Consider the following 18,089-nt stretch of genomic DNA (forward strand, 5'->3'; position numbering starts at 1 on the left):
CAGCGCTAATGATTCGACGTTTACTCATTTGTTGTGTAGGTATGCTGGTGTGGCTGGGCTGCGTTTGGAGCACGCCCGGCTTTGCGCAGTCACATACTCTTTACCTGCAACCCAATGGCAGTTTGTGGGCCTGGGGTGAAAACCAGTACGGGCAGCTCGGCGACGGTACCACCAGCAACCGGTCCGCGCCCGTTCCAATTCTTTCGGGCACCCAGTGGAAAACGGTGAGCATAGGAGACAGACACTCCGCTGGCATTCGGCAGGATGGCACCCTCTGGACCTGGGGCAGTAATGCCGCCGGGCAGCTGGGCACGGGCACTAAAACAGACAAAGCGGTGCCCGTGGAGGTAGCACCGGGCACAAAATGGCTGAGCGTGGCTACCTCTACCACTGCTACCGTGGCCGTGCGCCAGGATGGCACCCTATGGGTATGGGGCAACAACCAGCTTATTCCTCAGCGGTTTGGCACCCTGAATACCTGGCAAACGGTAAGCGCCGGGTACCAGCACTACCTGGCGCTGCAACAGAACGGCACGCTCTGGGCCTGGGGCAGCAACGCCTACCGCCAACTTGGTAACGACATGATGCTCAACTCGGCGGAACCCGTGCAGGTAAAGCCCGGCACCATCTGGAAAAGCATTGATGCCGGAGGCAACCAATCCATCGGCATTCAGCAGAACGGGAGCTTGTGGCATTGGGGCAGCTTCGCGCCGGGGGGCTACAATGGCAACCCCAACCCCTACGAAATACAACCCAACACCAAATGGCTGCAGGCCAGTGCGGGCGAGTTCCACGTAGCGGCCGTGCAGGAAAACGGGGCCTTGTGGACCTGGGGTAACAATGCAGCCGGGCAGTTGGGCAATGGCACTACCTTCATGCTTAGCTACTATACCAGCTACATTTGGGAAAACAGCTACCAGGTGCACCCGGGCTCCAGCTGGCAGTACGCAGTAGCCATCGGGCGCCACACGCTGGCCGTGCGCCAGGATGGCTCACTCTGGAGCTGGGGCATCAATGATGCCGGCCAAGTGGGTAATATGGCCCTTTTTCCCACGGCCGTCAGCCTTCCCGGACAAGTGCTCAACCCTATCTGGCGCACCATCAGTACCAGCGGCACCCACACCGTAGCCGTGCGGCAGGATGGCACGCTGTGGACCTGGGGTAACAACCAGCGCGGCCAGCTCGGGAATGGCACTACCACTGCCCGCAACGTGCCCGCCCAGCTCGGCACGCTTACATCCTGGCTCAGCGCCAGCGCGGGTCCTGGCTACACGGTAGCCATTCGCCAGGATGGTACGTTGTGGAGTTGGGGTGGCAATGAGTTCGGGCAGCTTGGGGATGGTACTACCGTAGACCACTACCGGCCCCGCCAAGTTGATTCGTTGACCCAATGGCGCCGGTGGTGGAGCGCAAGCGCGGGCCCCAGCCACGTAGTAGCTATTGAAGAAGGTGGCGCACTGTGGGCCTGGGGAAATAACGACCAGAGCCAGCTGGGTACCGGTGACAAAATTCGGCGGCTAACGCCTGTTTATCTGGGCAATGGCATTCTGCAGGCTTCTCCCGGACAAGGCTACACGGTGGCACTGGCGCAAGACGGAACCTTGTTCGGGTGTGGCCTGAACTCCTCCGGGCAGCTCGGCAATAATTCCACTGTCCCCCGGCTTACATTCAGCCGGCTTTACTTTCCGCAAGGCACCCCAGGTGTGTGGAAGGAAGTAAAAGCCGGCTACCAGCACACCGTTGGCATCAGCAAGGATGGTAGCCTCTGGGCCTGGGGCGACAACACCAGCGGCCAGTTGGGTACGGGCAGCACCGCTAACTCGCTTATTCCTGTTCGGATTGGTACGGCTACTACCTGGCAAACCCTGGCGGCCGGCCCCACCCACTCGGCAGCGTTACAGCAAGATGGCAGCCTCTGGACCTGGGGCGACAATACCAGCGGGCAGTTGGGTATGGGCAGCACCACCCCGCAGTTGCAGCCCACGCTAGTACCCGGCACCAGCCGCTGGCAAGCTATATCGACTAATGCCTCCATGGCCGGTATCCAGCAGAACGGCAGCCTCTGGACCTGGGGCAGCAATACGCAGGGGCAGTTGGGCAACGGCAGCACAGGCAGCCAGCTTACTCCCGGCATCATTGCCCAGCCTACCTGGCTACGGGTTAGTGCTGGTTACTCCTTCTCAGCCGGCCTGCAGCAGGATGGCAGCCTCTGGACGTGGGGCAGCAACGACAACGGACAACTCGGCAACAGCACCCTCGTTGGCCAGTCTTCGCCTACTCAGGTAGCGCCGGGCAGCAAATGGAAAACCATGGCCTGCGGCTGGGACCACGTAGCCGCCATTCGCCAGGATGGCACCCTGTGGAGTTGGGGGCTGGATTACATTAGCACCAATCAGCAGCCTCACGCGGCTCCCACTCTCGCCAATGCCGACACCACCTGGCAAAGCGTAAGTACTGGCTATCGGTACACAATGGCCATCCGGCGCGACGGCTCTCTGTGGGGCTGGGGCTACAATTTCTTCGGCCGGGTTCTACCGGGAGCCGATGGGAACTTGTTTGCTCCGGTACCCGTGCTGCCCGGCAGCAAATGGAAAAGCGTCAGTGCGGGTCACAACCACACGGCCGCCATTCGGGCAGATGGCACCCTCTGGGCATGGGGCGACAACCAACATGGCGTATTGGGCAATGGTGTGCAGGATTTATACCAGAACGGCCCGTTACAAGTGGCACCGGGCACCAAGTGGAAAAGCGTCAGTGTCGGCACCTTGCATACTATGGCTATCCGGGAGGATGGCACCTTATGGGCCTGGGGCAGTATCTACTTCGATTTGCTGGGTACCGGCACCCGCAAATACTCCATTGTGCCCGTGCAGATTGCCCCTGGCACAACCTGGCAAAGTGTGGTGGCAGGCCGGTTCTACACGCTGGCCGTGCGCCAGGATGGCACCAGCTGGGCCTGGGGCACTAACAGCGTCAACCAGCTGGGTGACGGAAGTGCTACCGACCGTGAAGCTCCGGTGCTGCTATCCGGCCAGACCGGCTGGACCAGCTACGCCGCCGGCGGTAGCCACGCCCTCGTTGTCCGGGCCGATGGTACCCTCTGGACCTGGGGTACTAATTCAGCCGGTCAGCTTGGGCAAAACACGCTCAGTACGGTACCGTTGCTGCTTACGCTCGGCAATCAGCTGGTTACGGCCTCCGCACCACCAACTGCTCCTCAGCCCACGTTGCTCACTGCCTGGCCAATACCATTCGGTAGCGCCGGTGTGCAGGTGCGGGTCTGTCCCGCGCAGCTTGGCCCAGCCATTATCAGCCTGCTTAGCGCTTCAGGCCGGGTGCTCTGGCAGCAGACAATTACGCTTACTACGTCCACTGTCCTGCATGTGCCTGGGGCCGGCTCCTTATCCGCGGGCCTCTATCTTGTGCGGCTACAGCAGGGGAATAAGCAGACTGTCCTCCGCTTAGTGCGGGAGTAAATCAGCCTGCGCACTCACTGGCATTCGTCACCACACGCAGAACCGCCCGCCTTTACCAGAGAAAGGCGGGCGGTTCTGCGTGTGGTTTGCTCTGCTTTACCGCGGGTCGTGCCAAAGCAGTTGGGGGTTGGTAGCCGCCGTTGCAAAATCGGGGCAACGGCCGTCGCCCGTGCTGTTTGGCCCCACGGCGGCCGAGCAGATTACCCGCCCGCAGCCGTCGAATACGTAACTGGTGTTGCCACCCGTCACGAGGTACACCGTGCGGTTTTGATAGGTATACTGCGTTACTTCGGCAGCGGGGGTTTGCTTGGGCTTTTGCTTGAGCTGCTCAATGAGCGTGGCCGAGAAGTCGCCGGCACAAATAGGCTCGGCGGCATCGTTGGTAGAGGAACACGCAGTAGCTCCCCCCAGCAGGAGGAGCCACAACGCGCAGAGAAAAAGTACGCGGTTCATGATGTGGGCGGCAAAGAGCCGCTACTGTTATTGGACGCCGGGCATGGGCTTAGGAGCACCAAACTCTACGCTGGCTTCCAGGCCCAAGCTATAAGGCCGGCTTTGGTTGATGGCGCGCTGGCTGGGGTTGGCATTAAGCGTAGTGAAGTAGGTTTCGGCGGTGGGGCCCACGTTCAGGTTCCAGCTTGCCGAAGCCGGCTGATACCGCACTCCGGCACCACCCCGCCCCGATACCAGCACCTGCCGGTACGGCGAATCGGTGGATTTGTAGGTGTAGCTGCGGGTAGCTGCGGGGGAGCCTTCCAACTCGGAACGGCTGCTCAGCAACACGCTCACGGCGGCCCCCACTTTAGTGTACAACGACAGGCCGGCCTTGCTGGAGCCGTACCGCACCCCCACCGGCACGGTAGCCGTGCGGTACCGGTACGAGGTGGTACGAGGCTGCGGCAAAGCCGAGTTGTAGGCGGCCGGGCGGCTGAAAATATCAGCGGCCTGGGGGCCCACCTGCTTGCCATCAATGAACCCGTAGGTAGTGGCCGAGGTAGCGCGCAGCTCGGCAGCTTCGGCGGCGGCCGTCAGCGTCCAGTGCTTGTTGAGGGCGAAGGAGGCCGTGAGAGCCACCCGCTGCGACAAACCACTGCGCAGGTTGCGACGGTATTCGTCCTCGGCTTCCTCCTGATAGTAAGAGCGCAGGGCATTGGATACCGGGTCGGCTTTCACCCGGCCATCGGTACGAGAGAAGTTAATGTTGGGGTTGAAGGTACCCACAGCGTAGCCGCCACCCAGGCGCAGCCGCTTCCACAGCTTCGGCGTTTCCTTCTGCTCTTCCTCAGGCGTGGTAGCAGCCACGCCTTCCGTAATGGCCGGCTGTGGTACGGCCAGTAGCGCCGGCTTCAGCGTATCGGGGCGGCCCAGGCCCAGCAAGTTGCGCAAATATGCTGCCCGCGGCGTTAGCAGGCCGGAGCCCGCAAAGGAGTATGTATCCGTACCTGTTGCGCTGGTCGAGGCATTTGTTTGCAAGATACCGGCTGCGCCCGGAGCGTAACGCTCACTGGCATAGTGCGCGCCAGCCAAGCCGTACTCTACACCAGCCTCTTGCCCGGCAGGAAGCCCGTACGTATTTGCACTATGGTAGGTGCCGGCCGCAGACGCGTACGTGCGGTCCATGCCAAGTACGGCTTGCTCATCAGCGTTGCTGTTGATGGCCGCCAGTAGCCCTGCGGCAGCCTGGGAGTTCGACGATTGGGAGGAAGACTCTGCCCCGGCGGCTGATAACGTTTCGTTACCGTCGAGGGTGCCGACCGAGCCGGCCGTGGCTTGCTGGCCAGCGGCGGATCCAAAGCCCGTATTAACAGCCAATTCATCGGAGGCAGGCAGGCTGCCGGAGCCCAGGTAGGCCCAGCTGCCAAAGCCCAAAGCCAGCAACAGGCAAGCGGCCGCTACCCAGCGGTGCAGCACCAGCCGGCGGCGGTAGGCGGTATTTTCCTGCACTATCTGCTCGTGCTGCTGCACCACCAGCTCATGGTCGAGCTGATCCCAGAAACTGGCGCGCGGGGTTACCTCCGCCTCAGCAAACTTTTGCTGAAACAGGTATTCCAGGTCGCCGGTGGGGCGGGGGTCCGGCTGGTGGGGAGTGGTATCGTTAGGAGCGGAAGCTGCCATGGGAGCGGTGAGCGTCGAGACGCTCGACTTTACTTTTCAAAATTGCCCGAGCCCGGGAGTATTGTGATTTGCTGGTGCCTTCGGAAATGCCCAGCATGTCGCCGATTTCCTTGTGCCCGTAGCCTTCGATGGCAAACAGGTTGAACACCATGCGGTAGCGGGGGGCCAGTTCCTGAATCAGGTTCAGCAGCTCCTCGAAGTTGTAGTTGGAGAGGGTGAACTCCTCCCCGGCCAGGTCTTCGGGATACTCTCCGCCGTCGCTCACGGCTACCAGCGGGGCATTGCGGCGGTGCTGGCGGAGGGCGGCGTTTACCATGATACGGCGAATCCAGAACTCCAGCGGGCACTCCCGGCGGAAGCTGCCCAGGTTTTTGAACACCGTCAGAAACCCTTCCTGCAGCACGTCTTCGGCTTCAAAGGTGGTTTGGGCATACCGCAGGCACACGGCCATCATGCGGCCAGCAAACCGTTCGTACAGGTATTTCTGCATCAGGCGGCTGCCGGCCAGGCAACCATCAAGCAGCTCATTGTCGGAGAGCTGGGAAGGCGGGGTAAGGGTGCGCACGGGAGCGGATACGGACGACGATAAGGACTCCTGCGGACGCGCGGCCGTACCGGGGAGCAGGCTGCGCAGCCCGCCGCCGGCCAACGAAGCCGACAGGGCGCTCATTGACGGTTCCGGCCCGGGCGGGGGTCGGCATTTAGGGGCTCACCTGCGGCTACTTCTTTTAGAAGGCTACTACCGCTTAAGTACGAATGCTGCATACGCTGCAAAGCTCGGATAAACTAATTCGGTGGTGCGGGCGTGCCTGCTACCAGCCATACAGCCACAAGAGGACAGCACCGCCACCGAAGGTTGCATCGGATATATCGTTTTTCACCAGCTACAAGGTAAGTATTTCAACGGCAGATTTTTAGCCTTACACAATTTCGGCATTCGTAACCCCTGCCCCTTTTTACCGTGTAGTTACACCGGTTGCCCTGGTCAGCGCCTGGGCTCACATGCATACTCCTACCCCAACTGCTTATCCCATGAAAACACTTGTGCTGTTTTACTCCACGTATGGTCACGTGTACAAGCTGGCCGAAGCCGTGGCCGAAGGTGCCCGCCAGGTAGCCGACAACGAAGTAGTCATCAAGAAAGTACCGGAAACCCTGCCCGCCGAGCTACTCGAAAAAATCGGGGCTACGCAGGCTCAGAAGGCATTTGAGCACATTCCGGTGGCCAAGCCTGAGGAGTTGGATCAGTACGATGCCATCATCATCGGTACGCCCACCCGCTACGGCAACGTGTGCAGCCAGATTCAGGCTTTCCTGGATGGTACGGGGGCGCTATGGGCGCAGGGCAAGCTGGTAGGCAAAGTGGGCGGGGGCTTTGTAAGCACCGCTACCCAGCACGGTGGCCAGGAAGTAACCCTGCGCAGCTTGCACACCGAAATGCTGCACCACGGCCTCGTAATTGTGGGCCTGCCCTACGCCTGGCAGGGCCAGATGGGCCACACCGACGTAACCGGCGGTACGCCCTACGGCGCCAGCACCGTGGCCGGCGGCCAGGGCGAGCGGCAGCCCAGCGACAATGAGTTGGAAGGTGCCCGTTTCCAGGGCCGCCACACCGCCGAAATTGCCAAGAAGCTGGCGGCGAAGTAGAAGGTTAGGAGGCAGGAGTTAGTACTCCATCTGTCATCTGAAGTAAACAAAGGACCTTACTGCGCTGGGATAATCTGCTCCAGCACAGTAAGGTCCTTCTTCATTGCTCGGATGATGAATTGCCTCCTAGCTTCTAACTCCTGTCTTCTACCCTACAACAAGTTGTAAGCTTTGATGAGGGCGTTGAACGAGTCTCGGTAGGTGTCGCCGATGGGCAGGAGGCGGCCGGCTACCTGCACCTTGCCCCGCTCCACGTGCTCAATGCGGCTCAACGCCACCAGAAACGACTTGTGGATACGGGCAAACCGCTCGGGGGGCAGCACCTCCTCCACCCGCCGAAACGACTGGAGCGTGAGCACCTTACCGGTAGTGGTATATATCATCAGGTACTCCTTCATGCCCTCGATGTAGAGAATATCATCAAAGGCGACGCGCTGGAGGCGGTGGTCGTTTTTCACGAACATAGCATCCGGCGCGGTAGGCGTAGCTTCCGGGTGCGCCGACGCAGTAACAGCCGGAGTCGGCGCTACGGGTGTGGTGGGCTGCAGCTGCTGGCGGAGCTTCTGCACTGTTTGCACGAACCGCTCGAAGGCAATGGGCTTGAGCAGGTAGTCGGCGGCATTCAGCTCGTAGCTGCGCACGGCATACTGGTCGTAGGCGGTGGTAAACACGATGCGCGGGCCGGGCTGGGGCAGCAGTTGGGCCAACTGCACCCCGGTAAGCCGGGGCATGTGAATATCCAGGAACACCACGTCCACGGGATTATCCTGCAGGTAGGCCAAGCCCTGCAGCGCATCTTCGAACTGGGCCTTCAGCTCCAATCCGGGTACTTGGGCGCAGTAATCGGCTAATAGGTCCAGGGCCAAGGGCTCATCATCGAGGATAACGCAGGTCATCTTTATCAGGGTATGAGGGTAGGAAGGTAGGAGTTTAGGATGATATAGTGGGAAAGATATATCGTCGCGTTGGATGCAGCATAGTAAGGCAGATTAGCGGAGACCGGCTGACGGTCAACGGATAGCGTTCAAACAACTATCCCCGACTCCTACCCGCTTACCCCCAAACCCTCCTACCCTACTGCAGCAGCACCAGTGTAACGAGGTGCTGGCCGGGGGGCGTTTGCACGTCGAGGGCGTAGCGGCCGGGGTAGAGCAGCTCCAGGCGGCGGTGCAGGTTGACGAGGCCCACGCCGCCGGGCTGCCTGGGCAGTTCCCGCTCAGCATCGGCGGGGGCCACGTGGTTGAGCACCGTAAAGCGCAGTAGCCCATCGGAAGCCAGCCGCAGCGAAACGTGTACGGCCACGGGCCGGGCCGTTAGGTCGCCGTGTTTGAAGGCGTTTTCCACCAGCGGCAGCAGCAGCAGCGGCGCAATGGGGTGGGCGCAATCGGGCGAGGTGCCTTCTACCTCAAACTGAATGGCCTGCTGGGCCGAAGCTGACAGCCGCAGCCGCTGCAAATCCAGAAAGCTGCGCAAGTGGTCAATTTCCCGGCTCAGGGGTACGGTATCGGTGCTGCTTTCGTAGAGCAGGTAGCGCATGATTTCGGCCAGACGCAGCACGGCTTCGGGGGCTTTGTCGGACTTGCGGCTGGTGAGGGAGTAGATGTTGTTGAGCGTGTTGAACAGGAAGTGCGGATTGATCTGGGTTTTGAGCATGGCCAGCTCCGTGAGCAGCTGCTGGCGCTCCATTTCGCGGCGGTTGCGCTGGCCCCGCACGTAGTCGCCGGTGATGCGCAGGGCCGAGCTGCTCCCGATGATGAACACGCCCACAATGGCTGAGCTGAAGATGCGGGCCCACACCTCGGTGGTATCGGCGTTGGGCTTGCGGCCCGGTACAATGGTGGTTACCTGCCTGCCCTTGGTGCCCACCGGGCGCGTAACGCGGTAGGCCGAAATCTGCACGCCTTTGCGGGAAGTCTGGGCCGTGAGCCAGCCGATAGCAAAGGCGTAGGGCAGCACCAGCAGGGCCGTCAGCAGGCCGTATTGCAGTACCCGGGCCCGGCCCAAAGTGCGCGGCACCAGCCAGCGCCAGGTCAGGTAAAACAGCGTGGCCGCACAGATATCCTCTACCACCAGCCGCCCTACCATGGGCCACAGCGGCTGCCACTCGGCCAGGGTAGCCGGAAAGCGCGGCAGCACATTGATGACGCTACCCAGCTTGAGCCCATCCAGCAGCACCAGCACCACCCACAACACCACGTGAATCCAGCGGGGCACGCGCAGCTTTTCCTGAGCTGCCGACCAGGTATCGGGCCGGAGCCAAGCACGCAGGCGCTTACGCCAGCCCAAGCGGGAACCCATTGCATCTTTCCCCGACGATGCCCTCAGCGGAGCGGACAGAACTTCCATTCTCGAAAATAACACGCGGGTGGCCCATTTTGGGCTTTTTTTCAATCAACCCGCCCAGAACTGCCGCCAACGCCTATACCGGTAGCCTTAACCCATAGAGGGGCCCGGCAAGAGGCTGGAAATGGGGTTTGGTCGGGAAAAATCGTCGTTTCGGGGCCGGGGCGGTGGGTTGGTTGAATAGGAGGGAGAAGATATACAGGGGCGGCTAGGTTTGCTGCCGTTCTCTCTGTCTTTCTGCGCTATGAAATCAACCTCTCCCCTGCTGCTGGAAACCCGCAGCCTGCATTTCCGCTTCGGCCAGCGGCCTATTCTGCACGATGTGAACCTGCAGGTGGAGCCGGGCAGCCTCTACGGTTTTCTGGGGCCAAACGGGGCCGGCAAGAGCACCACCATGCGGCTGCTGCTGGGCCTGCTGCGGCCCGCCAGTGGTTCGGTACACCTGTTTGGCCACGATTTGGCCCGGCACCGGGTGGCGCTGCTGGACCGGGTGGGTGCCCTCATCGAAAACCCTTCGCTCTACGACCACCTCTCGGGCCGCGAAAACGTGGAAGCCACCCGCCGCCTCCGGGGCGTGGCCGCCAGCCGCACGGCCGAGGTGCTGGAGCTGGTGGGCCTCACCGATAACGCCCACCGCCCCGCCAAGGAGTACTCCCTGGGCATGCGGCAGCGCCTGGGCCTGGCCATTGCCCTACTCTCCGACCCCGACCTGCTGCTCCTGGATGAGCCCACCAACGGCCTCGACCCCAACGGCATTATTGAAATGCGGGAGCTGCTGCAGCGCCTGTGCAAGCAGCACGGCAAAACCATTGTGGTCAGCAGCCACCTCATCAGCGAGATTGAGAAAATGGCCACCCACGTGGGCGTGATTCAGCAGGGCCGGCTGGTGTTCCAGGGCAGCCTGCCCGATTTGCGCCGCCTGCAAACCGGCCGCGCCCGCCTGGTAATTGAAACCCAGGACGCGGAAACATGCCGCAATCTGCTGCCCCGCCTGCTGGCCGGGGCTACGGTAGCGGGTCCCGGCACGCTGTGGCTGCCCTGGCTCAGCCAGGAGCACACGGCCGCCCTGGCCGTGGAGCTGGTAGCCGCCGAGCAGCCGCTGTACGGCCTGCGCCTGGAGCAGCCCACGCTGGAAGACACCTTCCTCCACCTCACCGAAACCCGCGTGGCGGCTGTGTAACCTGCTTTTTGTCATTCCAAACGAGGTAAGGAATCTGGTTTCATTCATCCAGATAGTCAACCCAGATTTCTCCTTCGTTGGAATGACAGCTACTCCTTATTCTCTCTGCTCTATGGAAGCTACCCTACCCTCTCCCGATTTTACGCTGCCTGCGGCCCCGGCTCCGCTCACACAGCTAAGCCGCACCCTCGCCTCCGATACGCTGAAGCTGAAGCGCACAGCGGCGCTGCGGCTTACGCTGCTCAGCGGCGCATTTCCGGTGCTGATTACGTTCCTGATTTTCTTTTTCAAGGGTGAGGTCATTATGAAAGCCGGGGGCAGCCCCTGGCCCCGGTTTATCAATGCCAGCTGGCAAACGGCGGGTACGCTGCTGCTGCCGCTGTTCGTGGTGCTGCTCACCAGCCTGGTCGTGCACATCGAAACCAAAGCCACCGCCTGGAAACACCTGTTTGCGCAGCCGGTAGGGCGCGGGGCAGTGTTTCTGTCGAAACTCCTGCTGATTCTGGCCTTGAATGCCGTGGCCTTGCTGCTGTTCGTGGCTTTGCTGCTGGGTGCCGGCATGCTCCTGAGTGTGCTGCGGCCCAAGTTGGGGTTTGCGTGGTCTACCATTCCCTTGGAAACCATCATGTGGATGTTCGTGCGGACCTACGTGGCTACGCTGGGGCTACTGGCGGTGCAATACGTGGTGAGTTTGTTCTGGCGCTCCTTCGTGGTGCCAGTGGGCGTGGGCATGGGCGCGGTGGTAGCCACCATTGCCCTGCTCAGCTGGGAGCACGTGGATAAAATTCCCTACGCCGCGCCGCTGGGCACTGCCATGGCCATGAAGATGGAGAAAGGCACCCTCACCGTGGCCCACGAGCTGGCCAAGCACGAGTGGTATTCCCTGGGCTGGTTTGCCGGGGTGCTGGTAGTGGGCTACATCATCTTACTGCGCCGCAACGTGAGTTAATATTTCCGCCCTGCATTTCCTTTCCTCGAAAGCCTCTGACGGTTACCCGGCAGGGGCTTTTTTGTGCCGCCCTCGCAGCTATTTGCCTGAAAATGTAGAGACGCAACACTTCGCGTCTCCCGCAAGGAGGTCCTGTACCGCCTTGCATTGTGCAACGAAGAGACGCGAAGTGTCGCGTCTCTACACCATCTGCTCACAGCACCAAACCTGAATTTCGTTTGGTATAACGGCCATTTTCGCCACTGAAGCACAAGCACCACCAGGGCCGGGAAAAATATTTTTCGGGAGGCGTGTAACGAATGGTTATTTGCCCGGTAATCGAAGCAAACACCACCATTCGCAGCACCGCGTGGCAACCACTTCTCCTCTCAGCGACGAGCACCTGATGCTTCAGGTTCAGGCCGACAACCTGGACCAGCTCACGCTGCTGTTTGAGCGGTACCACGGCCCGTTGTTTGGCTTCCTGACCCGCCTCAATGGTGGCAACCGGGAGGTGGGGCAGGACCTGACGCAAAACGTGTTTCTGCGGGTGCTCAAATACCGCCACACCTTTCAGCCCACCCTCAGCTTCCGCACCTGGGTGTACCAACTGGCCCGGCACGTGCACGCCGACCACTGGCAGCGCCACCGCCCCACCACCGACCTCGACCACTTGGAACGAACCCCTACCCACGCCGCCGCCGCCCAGCACCACCACGCTACTGCCGACTGCGCCCAATCGGTGCAGGAGGCGCTGAGCCTGCTGCCGGCGACCCAGCGCGAGGTACTGGTGCTGCACCGCTTCCAGGGGTTCAGCTACGCCGAAATCGGGGAAATGATGGGGTGCTCGGAGGGGGCGGCCCGGGTAAAGGCCCACCGGGCGCTGGAGGCCCTGCGGGTCGTGTATTTCAACTAACGCGTACGGGCTTCGGCCCCTGATTTCTATGGCTGCTTTTCCTACTCACCCCGCCGAACTTCCCGAATGCTCTGCGCTACGGCCGTTGCTGCCCGCCTTTGTGGAGCAGGAGCTGCCCGCCACCGACAGCGCCGCCGTGACGGCCCACCTGCCCCGGTGTCCGGCCTGCCAGCAGCAGGTGCAACAGCTCCGCACCCTGCTCCATGCCCTCAACGACGAGCCCCTGCTGCTGCCCCCGCCGTCTATGCGCGACGCACTGCTGGCCGCCATTGCCCATGAAAAGCAGCACTTGCCCACTGAAGCGCCGGCCGCCGCGCCCCGCCCGGGCCGGGTGCTGCCGCTGTGGGAGGCCAGTCCGGCCGGGGCGTGGCTGCGGGTGGCCGCGTCGGTAGCGCTGCTGGCGGTGGGCATGGTGCTGGGCCTGCTGCTACGGCCCGCCCAGCCGGAAGTAGCCCACCAGCCCGTGGCCGATTCGGGGGTGGCGGCCCGGCTCACGGCGGCCATGGTGCAGTCGGCCCCGGCCAGCCGGCGGCTGAGCTTGGTGAGTGCCGTGCCCGCGGAAGTGCAGCCCGGCGACCCGGCCGTGCAGGTGCTCATCACCCTGCTCAACGCCGACCCCAACCCCAACGTGCGTCTGGCCGCGGCCGAAGCCCTGTTCCAGCTCCGCACCGACCTGCGCGTGGGCCCGGCCCTGGTGCAGGCCCTGCCCAACCAAACCGACCCCAACGTGCAGCTGACGTTGATCGAACTGCTCATCGCCCTGCGCGATAAGCGCGCCGTGGCCCCGCTGGAGCAGCTGGCCCGGCAGCCCGGCGTGCTGCCGCCCGTGCGCCAACAGGCCGAGCGGGGCCTGGGCCTGCTTATCTAATCTTCCTTTTCTCTCTGCTTTTCACCGTGCTGCGGGCGCGCCTTAGGGCGTTGCCGGGCAGCGCCTACACCATCATTTTCTTCCATCCCCCTTCTTTTTCAACAGATATGAAACAGCTCCTTCTGCTGGCCCTGCTGACGGCCGGTGTGGCTCCCGCCCTGCGGGCCCAGGAATACAAAACCCGCTTCGCTACCCGCCAGGACCGCCGCCTGCTGCTGGAAATGCGCGGCAGCGACGTGGTGGTGGAAACCTACGACGGCGAGGAAGTGCTCATCAAAGGCGGCACCTACGAGGCCCCACCCAAACGTGCTGAAGGCTTGCGCCCGGTGTACCAATCGGCGGAGGACAACACGCGTCAGGGTCTGGCCGTGAGCGTGGAGGGCAACACGGTGCGGGTGCAGCAGGTGTCGCGCAAGGATGCTACGTACACCCTGCGGGTGCCCCGCAACACCAGCCTCACGTTTCGGGAAGGCACCTGGACGGGCAGTAACCTCACCGTGAGCAACCTCAGCGGCGGCCTGGAGCTGGCCATGAAAAATGGTAACGCCACCCTTACGGGCATTAGCGGCCCGGTGGTAGCCAACGGTACCAGCGGCGACGTGACGCTGCAGCTGGCCACGGGGGCCCAGGGCCCCACGGCCGTGTCACTGATTAGCGGCAACCTCGACGTAACGATGCCCGCCGCCACCAAAGCTACGGTGAGCCTGCGCTCCATGTCGGGGGAAGTGTACACCGACTTCGACCTGACTCCTAAGCCCGCCGCCAACGGCCTGAACCGGGTGGGTGGCCAGACCGTGACGGTGCCCCTGAACGGGGGTGGCTCTAAGATGACGCTGAACACCATCAGCGGCAACGTGTACCTGCGCAAAGCCAAGTAAGGCACCATATCCTCCACTTTCTTATTCCATTCGCCATGTTCCGCTTCCTGCTAGTGGGCCTGCTGGCCCTCACTGCCGCCCCAACCACCTCGGCCCAGACCGTTACCGAGCAACACGCCCCCGTAGCGCCTACCCAGGCGGTGCTACTGAACCTGAAATTCGCCAACACCATTCGGGTGCGGCCCGCTACCGACGGCCAGCTGCGGGTGCGGGCCACGGTGAACATCAACCAGAACACGCTCAACGACGCCTTCCGGCTGAACCTGAGCCGCACCGACTCGCAGCTCACCGTGACGGCCGACCTGGACCAGCAGCGCCTGGCCCAGGCTACGCCCGGCACCTGTCCCGACAGCGCGTCGTGGTACTACGGCGGCAAAAACTCGGCCCGCGTGTGCGCTGATATTGTGTGCGAGGTGACGCTGCCCGCCAATACCAGCCTGCGCCTCAGCACCATCAACGGCAACGTGGAAGTACAGGGCCTCACGGGTCCGCTAAGCGCCAAATCCATCAGCGGGTTTGTGGATGTGAGCTGGCCGGCCAACTGCAGCGCCCAAGTGGCCCTGAAGTCCATAACGGGCGAGGTGTACACCAGCCCCTCGGTGGCGTTTCAGCAGCAGCAACGGTACAGCTCGCCGGTGGGCTACGAAGTGCGCGGCACCCTGCGCGGCGGTACCGGCCCGGCCCTACGCCTCGAATCCATCAGCGGAAACGTGTTTTTCCGGGAGGCCCGGTAGTCCGCGCCGGGTCTGCATTGGCGGGAGGTGCGGGGGCGTTGCCGGTTGCCAGTATCGGATTTGTTGAATAAAACGCCGTGGTAAACGCGGCTGCCGGAGCTTTGTCTTACTGAACTACCTATCCGCTCTTTGCTCCGGCTTTGCCCGCCGCGGCCCGCTACCACAACCTACCCTGCGCGGTTTCGCCCCCTATCCACCCCAGCCCCCACGCTTCGGAACCCGCCAGCTACACTTCAGTCGATTTTTCTTGTGCCCCGCCCAGGTGGCGGCTCTCTTCGCGCACTCATCCTTCTCTCTACCAATTTCTATGAAATCTGCTACCCTCCCGCTGCTGCTCACTGGCTTACTAGCTGCTCCGGTTCTGGCCCAAACTACACCGCCGGCCGGTGCGCCCGCCGTGCAGCGCGGCGCGGCCGGTGGCCCCGGCCAACCAGCTGCGTCGGCACCGGCCAAACCCATTCTGCCTACGGCGGCCAAAGGCACCGGCCGGCTGGAAGGTACCGTACTGGATGCCGCTACCAAGAAGCCTGTGGAGTTTGCCACCATCACGCTACTGCCCCTGAGCGGCAACACGCCCTTGGATGGCGGCGTGTGCGACGAGCGGGGCCGCTTTAAGCTGCAGGGCTTGGCCGCTGGCGAGTTCCGGTTGCAGATCAGCTTTATCGGCTACGCTACCCAAACGCGCAACGTGACTATTACCAACGGGCTGACCACGGTACCTACTATCAACCTGGAAGGCACGGCCCAGAAGCTGGGCGAGGTGACAGTAACCGGGGAGCGGGACGTTATTGAGACCAAGCCGGACCGTATTGTATACAACGCCGAGAAGGACCTGACCAACACCGGCGGCACCGCGGCCGACGTGCTGCGCAAAGTGCCGCTGGTGAACGTGGACCCCGACGGCAACGTGGAGCTGCGCGGCACCAGCAACGTGCGCGTGCTCATCAACAACAAGCCCTCGGGCATTGTGGCCTCGTCGGTGGCCGATGCCATGAAGCAGATTCCGGCCGACCAGATCAAGAGCGTGGAGGTGATTACCACGCCCTCGGCCAAGTACGACGCCGAAGGCACGGGCGGTATCATCAACATTACGCTCAAGAAGAACAATCTGGAGGGCGTGAACGGCTCGGTGGGGCTGGCGGCCGGCACGCGCAGTTCCAACGGCAATGCCTCGCTCAACTACCGCAAGGGTAAAGTGGGGCTCACCAGCTCCGTGAGCGGCTTTATGTTCTACAGCCCCAACCGCAACGACCTCACCCGCTACCTCAAGGACGGCAGCGGCCAGGAGCGTCTTTCCTTGGAGCAGCGGGGCGACGGCAACACCATTGGGGGCGGCGGTTTCGGGCGTTTGGGCCTCGATTACGACCCGGCTCAGTACCACAACCTCACGCTGAACGTGCAGGGCAACCTGTTCCGTAACAGCGGCAGCTACGACCAGTACAACAACGTGCTGCTGCCGGTGAGCAACGAGTTTACCCGCGACACAGAGCGCCGCTTCCGCACCCAGAGCTACGATATGAGCGGCTCCTACACTCGCACCTTCGAGCAGAAGCGCCGGGAGTGGACGGTGCTGGCCCAGCACACCCGCAACCGCAACGTGCAGGCGTACGGCCTCGACCAGTTTGCGGGCAACACCACCGAAAACTTCGCCAAGAACTACCGAGAAGAATCCGACAACCTCTCGCGTAACCTCGAAACTACTCTACAGACCGACTACGCCCACCCAACATCGGAAACGGCGCTGTTGGAAACCGGAGCCAAAGCTATTCTGCGCCGCGTGAGCAGCGACTATGACGTGTTCAACAGCCCGGCGACAGGCGGCAGCCTCGACCCGGTGTATAACCCCAGCCGCTCCAACCTGTTCGACTACAACCAGGACGTGCTGTCGGGCTACGGCACGTATGGGTTTTCGGCCAGCAAGAAGGTGAGCTTTAAGTTGGGGGCCCGGGTGGAGAATACGCGCATCAACGGCAATTTCCAGCAGCAGCAGAGCGAAAACTCGGCCGTGAAGCAGAACTACACCAACCTGCTGCCCAACCTGAGCCTAAGCTACCAGCCCCAGAACCCCAAGAAACCGGGTCAGTCGCTGCGCCTGGCGTATTCCCGCCGCATTCAGCGCCCCCAGATTTTCTATCTGAACCCCTTCCGCAACACTTCCGACACGCTGAACGTGAGCTACGGCAACCCCCAACTGGAGCCCGAGCTGACGGACAGCTACGAAATCAACTATACTACGTTCATCAAGGGCTCGGTGCTGAATATGTCGGCCTACGCCCGGCGCACCGGCAACGCCATTGAGAGCTACCGGTTCGTGGAAAACGGGGTGAACAACCAGACCTTCCGCAACATCGGCCGCAATGCTACCTACGGCATCAGCCTGTTTGGCTCGGTGAAGCCGGTGCCGAAGTGGGACGTGAGCGGCAACGTGAACGTGTACTACGTGTCGCTGAAAAGCCCTTCGCTGGGCCTGAACAACAGCGGGGTGATGTACAACCTGAACCTGAACTCGGGCTATAAATTCGAGAAGGGGCTGAGCGTGCAGTTCTTTGGGGGCCTCAACTCGCCCCGGGTGCAGCTGCAGGGCCGCCAGCAGGCCTGGACGTTCTACTCGGTGGGTCTGCGCAAAAACCTGCTCAAGGACAAGGCTGACCTTACGCTGAACGCCGACAACTTCCTCTCGGCTACCCGCAACCTCAGCACCACTCTCAACACCGACCAGTTCCGTCAGGAAAGCAACAACTACATCTACCTGCGCGGGGTGCGCCTGGCTTTCAACTACCGCTTCGGCAAAGTAAGCCAGCAAGCCCCCAAACGCCGCCGCAGCATCCAGAACGACGACGTGAAGCAAGGCGGCGACGGCAACAGCCAAGGTCAGCAATAACCCACGCCCGTCATTGCGAGCCGGAGGCGAAGCAATCCTTCCTTATTAATTCTCATAGCCTTGAGAAGCGCAAAGCCCCTGACGTCCGTGCTGGCGTCAGGGGCTTTTGAATAGGTCGAAGGT

The 18,089-nt window shown here is 62.2% G+C and carries 14 protein-coding genes; 9 read left to right on the forward strand and 5 right to left on the reverse strand.

Features of this window, described 5'->3' with window-relative positions; translation table 11 throughout:
• Positions 1-8 precede the first annotated feature (8 nt).
• Positions 9-3,476: an RCC1 domain-containing protein gene (locus LF252_RS14265; RefSeq protein ID WP_226270244.1), complete on the forward strand. Its 3,468-nt coding sequence runs from the start codon at positions 9-11 to the stop codon at positions 3,474-3,476.
• 96 nt (positions 3,477-3,572) lie between these two features.
• On the opposite strand, the gene LF252_RS14270 is transcribed toward LF252_RS14265, so the two are convergent.
• The 3 genes from LF252_RS14270 to LF252_RS14280 are packed head-to-tail and all read right to left on the reverse strand — an operon-like array spanning position 3,573 to position 6,261.
• Positions 3,573-3,929 carry a DUF6970 domain-containing protein gene (locus tag LF252_RS14270; protein WP_226270245.1) on the reverse strand — a complete coding sequence of 119 codons (357 nt, stop codon included), beginning with the start codon at positions 3,927-3,929 and terminating at the stop codon, positions 3,573-3,575.
• Positions 3,930-3,956: 27 nt separating this feature from the next.
• On the reverse strand, positions 3,957-5,591 hold the full coding sequence (locus tag LF252_RS14275) for a hypothetical protein (protein WP_226270246.1): 1,635 nt from the start codon (positions 5,589-5,591) through the stop codon (positions 3,957-3,959).
• Positions 5,572-6,261 (reverse strand): RNA polymerase sigma factor, encoded by a 690-nt coding sequence (locus LF252_RS14280; RefSeq protein WP_226270247.1) that lies wholly within the window; start codon positions 6,259-6,261, stop codon positions 5,572-5,574. The genes LF252_RS14275 and LF252_RS14280 overlap by 20 nt, the downstream gene beginning before the upstream one ends.
• 362 nt (positions 6,262-6,623) lie before the next feature.
• Between LF252_RS14280 and wrbA the strand changes: the two genes are divergently transcribed.
• Positions 6,624-7,238 carry an NAD(P)H:quinone oxidoreductase gene (gene wrbA / locus LF252_RS14285; protein WP_226270248.1) on the forward strand — a complete coding sequence of 205 codons (615 nt, stop codon included), beginning with the start codon at positions 6,624-6,626 and terminating at the stop codon, positions 7,236-7,238.
• 152 nt (positions 7,239-7,390) lie between these two features.
• Here the strand turns inward: wrbA and LF252_RS14290 are convergent, their stop codons facing one another.
• Both LF252_RS14290 and LF252_RS14295 read right to left on the reverse strand, forming a co-directional pair.
• Entirely contained in the window at positions 7,391-8,134 is a 744-nt protein-coding gene (locus LF252_RS14290; protein WP_226270249.1) for a LytR/AlgR family response regulator transcription factor, read from the reverse strand.
• Between the two features lie 178 nt (positions 8,135-8,312).
• The gene (locus LF252_RS14295) at positions 8,313-9,584 is read right to left on the reverse strand and encodes a sensor histidine kinase (protein WP_226270250.1); all 1,272 of its coding nucleotides are present in this window, start codon (positions 9,582-9,584) and stop codon (positions 8,313-8,315) included.
• Positions 9,585-9,825: 241 nt separating this feature from the next.
• Here LF252_RS14295 and LF252_RS14300 point away from each other — a divergent pair, with 241 nt between their 5' ends.
• From LF252_RS14300 to LF252_RS14330, 7 genes are all read left to right on the forward strand, one after another.
• Complete coding sequence (locus tag LF252_RS14300; protein ID WP_226270251.1) at positions 9,826-10,761, forward strand: ABC transporter ATP-binding protein; 936 nt, start codon at positions 9,826-9,828, stop codon at positions 10,759-10,761.
• A gap of 112 nt (positions 10,762-10,873) precedes the next feature.
• The gene (locus tag LF252_RS14305; protein WP_226270252.1) at positions 10,874-11,710 is read left to right on the forward strand and encodes an ABC transporter permease; all 837 of its coding nucleotides are present in this window, start codon (positions 10,874-10,876) and stop codon (positions 11,708-11,710) included.
• Between the two features lie 349 nt (positions 11,711-12,059).
• The gene (locus LF252_RS14310; RefSeq protein WP_226270253.1) at positions 12,060-12,605 is read left to right on the forward strand and encodes an RNA polymerase sigma factor; all 546 of its coding nucleotides are present in this window, start codon (positions 12,060-12,062) and stop codon (positions 12,603-12,605) included.
• Between the two features lie 28 nt (positions 12,606-12,633).
• Positions 12,634-13,473 carry a HEAT repeat domain-containing protein gene (locus LF252_RS14315; RefSeq protein ID WP_226270254.1) on the forward strand — a complete coding sequence of 280 codons (840 nt, stop codon included), beginning with the start codon at positions 12,634-12,636 and terminating at the stop codon, positions 13,471-13,473.
• A gap of 107 nt (positions 13,474-13,580) precedes the next feature.
• Complete coding sequence (locus LF252_RS14320) at positions 13,581-14,351, forward strand: DUF4097 family beta strand repeat-containing protein (protein WP_226270255.1); 771 nt, start codon at positions 13,581-13,583, stop codon at positions 14,349-14,351.
• 35 nt (positions 14,352-14,386) lie between these two features.
• Positions 14,387-15,085: a DUF4097 family beta strand repeat-containing protein gene (locus tag LF252_RS14325; protein ID WP_226270256.1), complete on the forward strand. Its 699-nt coding sequence runs from the start codon at positions 14,387-14,389 to the stop codon at positions 15,083-15,085.
• 307 nt (positions 15,086-15,392) lie between these two features.
• Positions 15,393-17,966: a TonB-dependent receptor domain-containing protein gene (locus LF252_RS14330; RefSeq protein WP_226270257.1), complete on the forward strand. Its 2,574-nt coding sequence runs from the start codon at positions 15,393-15,395 to the stop codon at positions 17,964-17,966.
• Positions 17,967-18,089 lie beyond the last annotated feature (123 nt).

The organism is Hymenobacter pini (assembly GCF_020421205.1).
Taxonomy (GTDB): Bacteria; Bacteroidota; Bacteroidia; order Cytophagales; family Hymenobacteraceae; genus Hymenobacter; species Hymenobacter pini.

Excerpts from the sequence above, each read along its gene's own strand:
- LF252_RS14265 (WP_226270244.1), top strand. The coding sequence starts at position 9 with ATGATTCGACGTTTACTCATTTGTTGTGTAGGTATGCTGGTGTGGCTG.
- LF252_RS14270 (WP_226270245.1), bottom strand. The coding sequence starts at position 3,929 with ATGAACCGCGTACTTTTTCTCTGCGCGTTGTGGCTCCTCCTGCTGGGG.
- LF252_RS14275 (WP_226270246.1), bottom strand. The coding sequence starts at position 5,591 with ATGGCAGCTTCCGCTCCTAACGATACCACTCCCCACCAGCCGGACCCC.
- LF252_RS14280 (WP_226270247.1), bottom strand. The coding sequence starts at position 6,261 with ATGAGCGCCCTGTCGGCTTCGTTGGCCGGCGGCGGGCTGCGCAGCCTG.
- wrbA (WP_226270248.1), top strand. The coding sequence starts at position 6,624 with ATGAAAACACTTGTGCTGTTTTACTCCACGTATGGTCACGTGTACAAG.
- LF252_RS14290 (WP_226270249.1), bottom strand. The coding sequence starts at position 8,134 with ATGACCTGCGTTATCCTCGATGATGAGCCCTTGGCCCTGGACCTATTA.
- LF252_RS14295 (WP_226270250.1), bottom strand. The coding sequence starts at position 9,584 with ATGGAAGTTCTGTCCGCTCCGCTGAGGGCATCGTCGGGGAAAGATGCA.
- LF252_RS14300 (WP_226270251.1), top strand. The coding sequence starts at position 9,826 with ATGAAATCAACCTCTCCCCTGCTGCTGGAAACCCGCAGCCTGCATTTC.
- LF252_RS14305 (WP_226270252.1), top strand. The coding sequence starts at position 10,874 with ATGGAAGCTACCCTACCCTCTCCCGATTTTACGCTGCCTGCGGCCCCG.
- LF252_RS14315 (WP_226270254.1), top strand. The coding sequence starts at position 12,634 with ATGGCTGCTTTTCCTACTCACCCCGCCGAACTTCCCGAATGCTCTGCG.
- LF252_RS14320 (WP_226270255.1), top strand. The coding sequence starts at position 13,581 with ATGAAACAGCTCCTTCTGCTGGCCCTGCTGACGGCCGGTGTGGCTCCC.
- LF252_RS14325 (WP_226270256.1), top strand. The coding sequence starts at position 14,387 with ATGTTCCGCTTCCTGCTAGTGGGCCTGCTGGCCCTCACTGCCGCCCCA.
- LF252_RS14330 (WP_226270257.1), top strand. The coding sequence starts at position 15,393 with ATGAAATCTGCTACCCTCCCGCTGCTGCTCACTGGCTTACTAGCTGCT.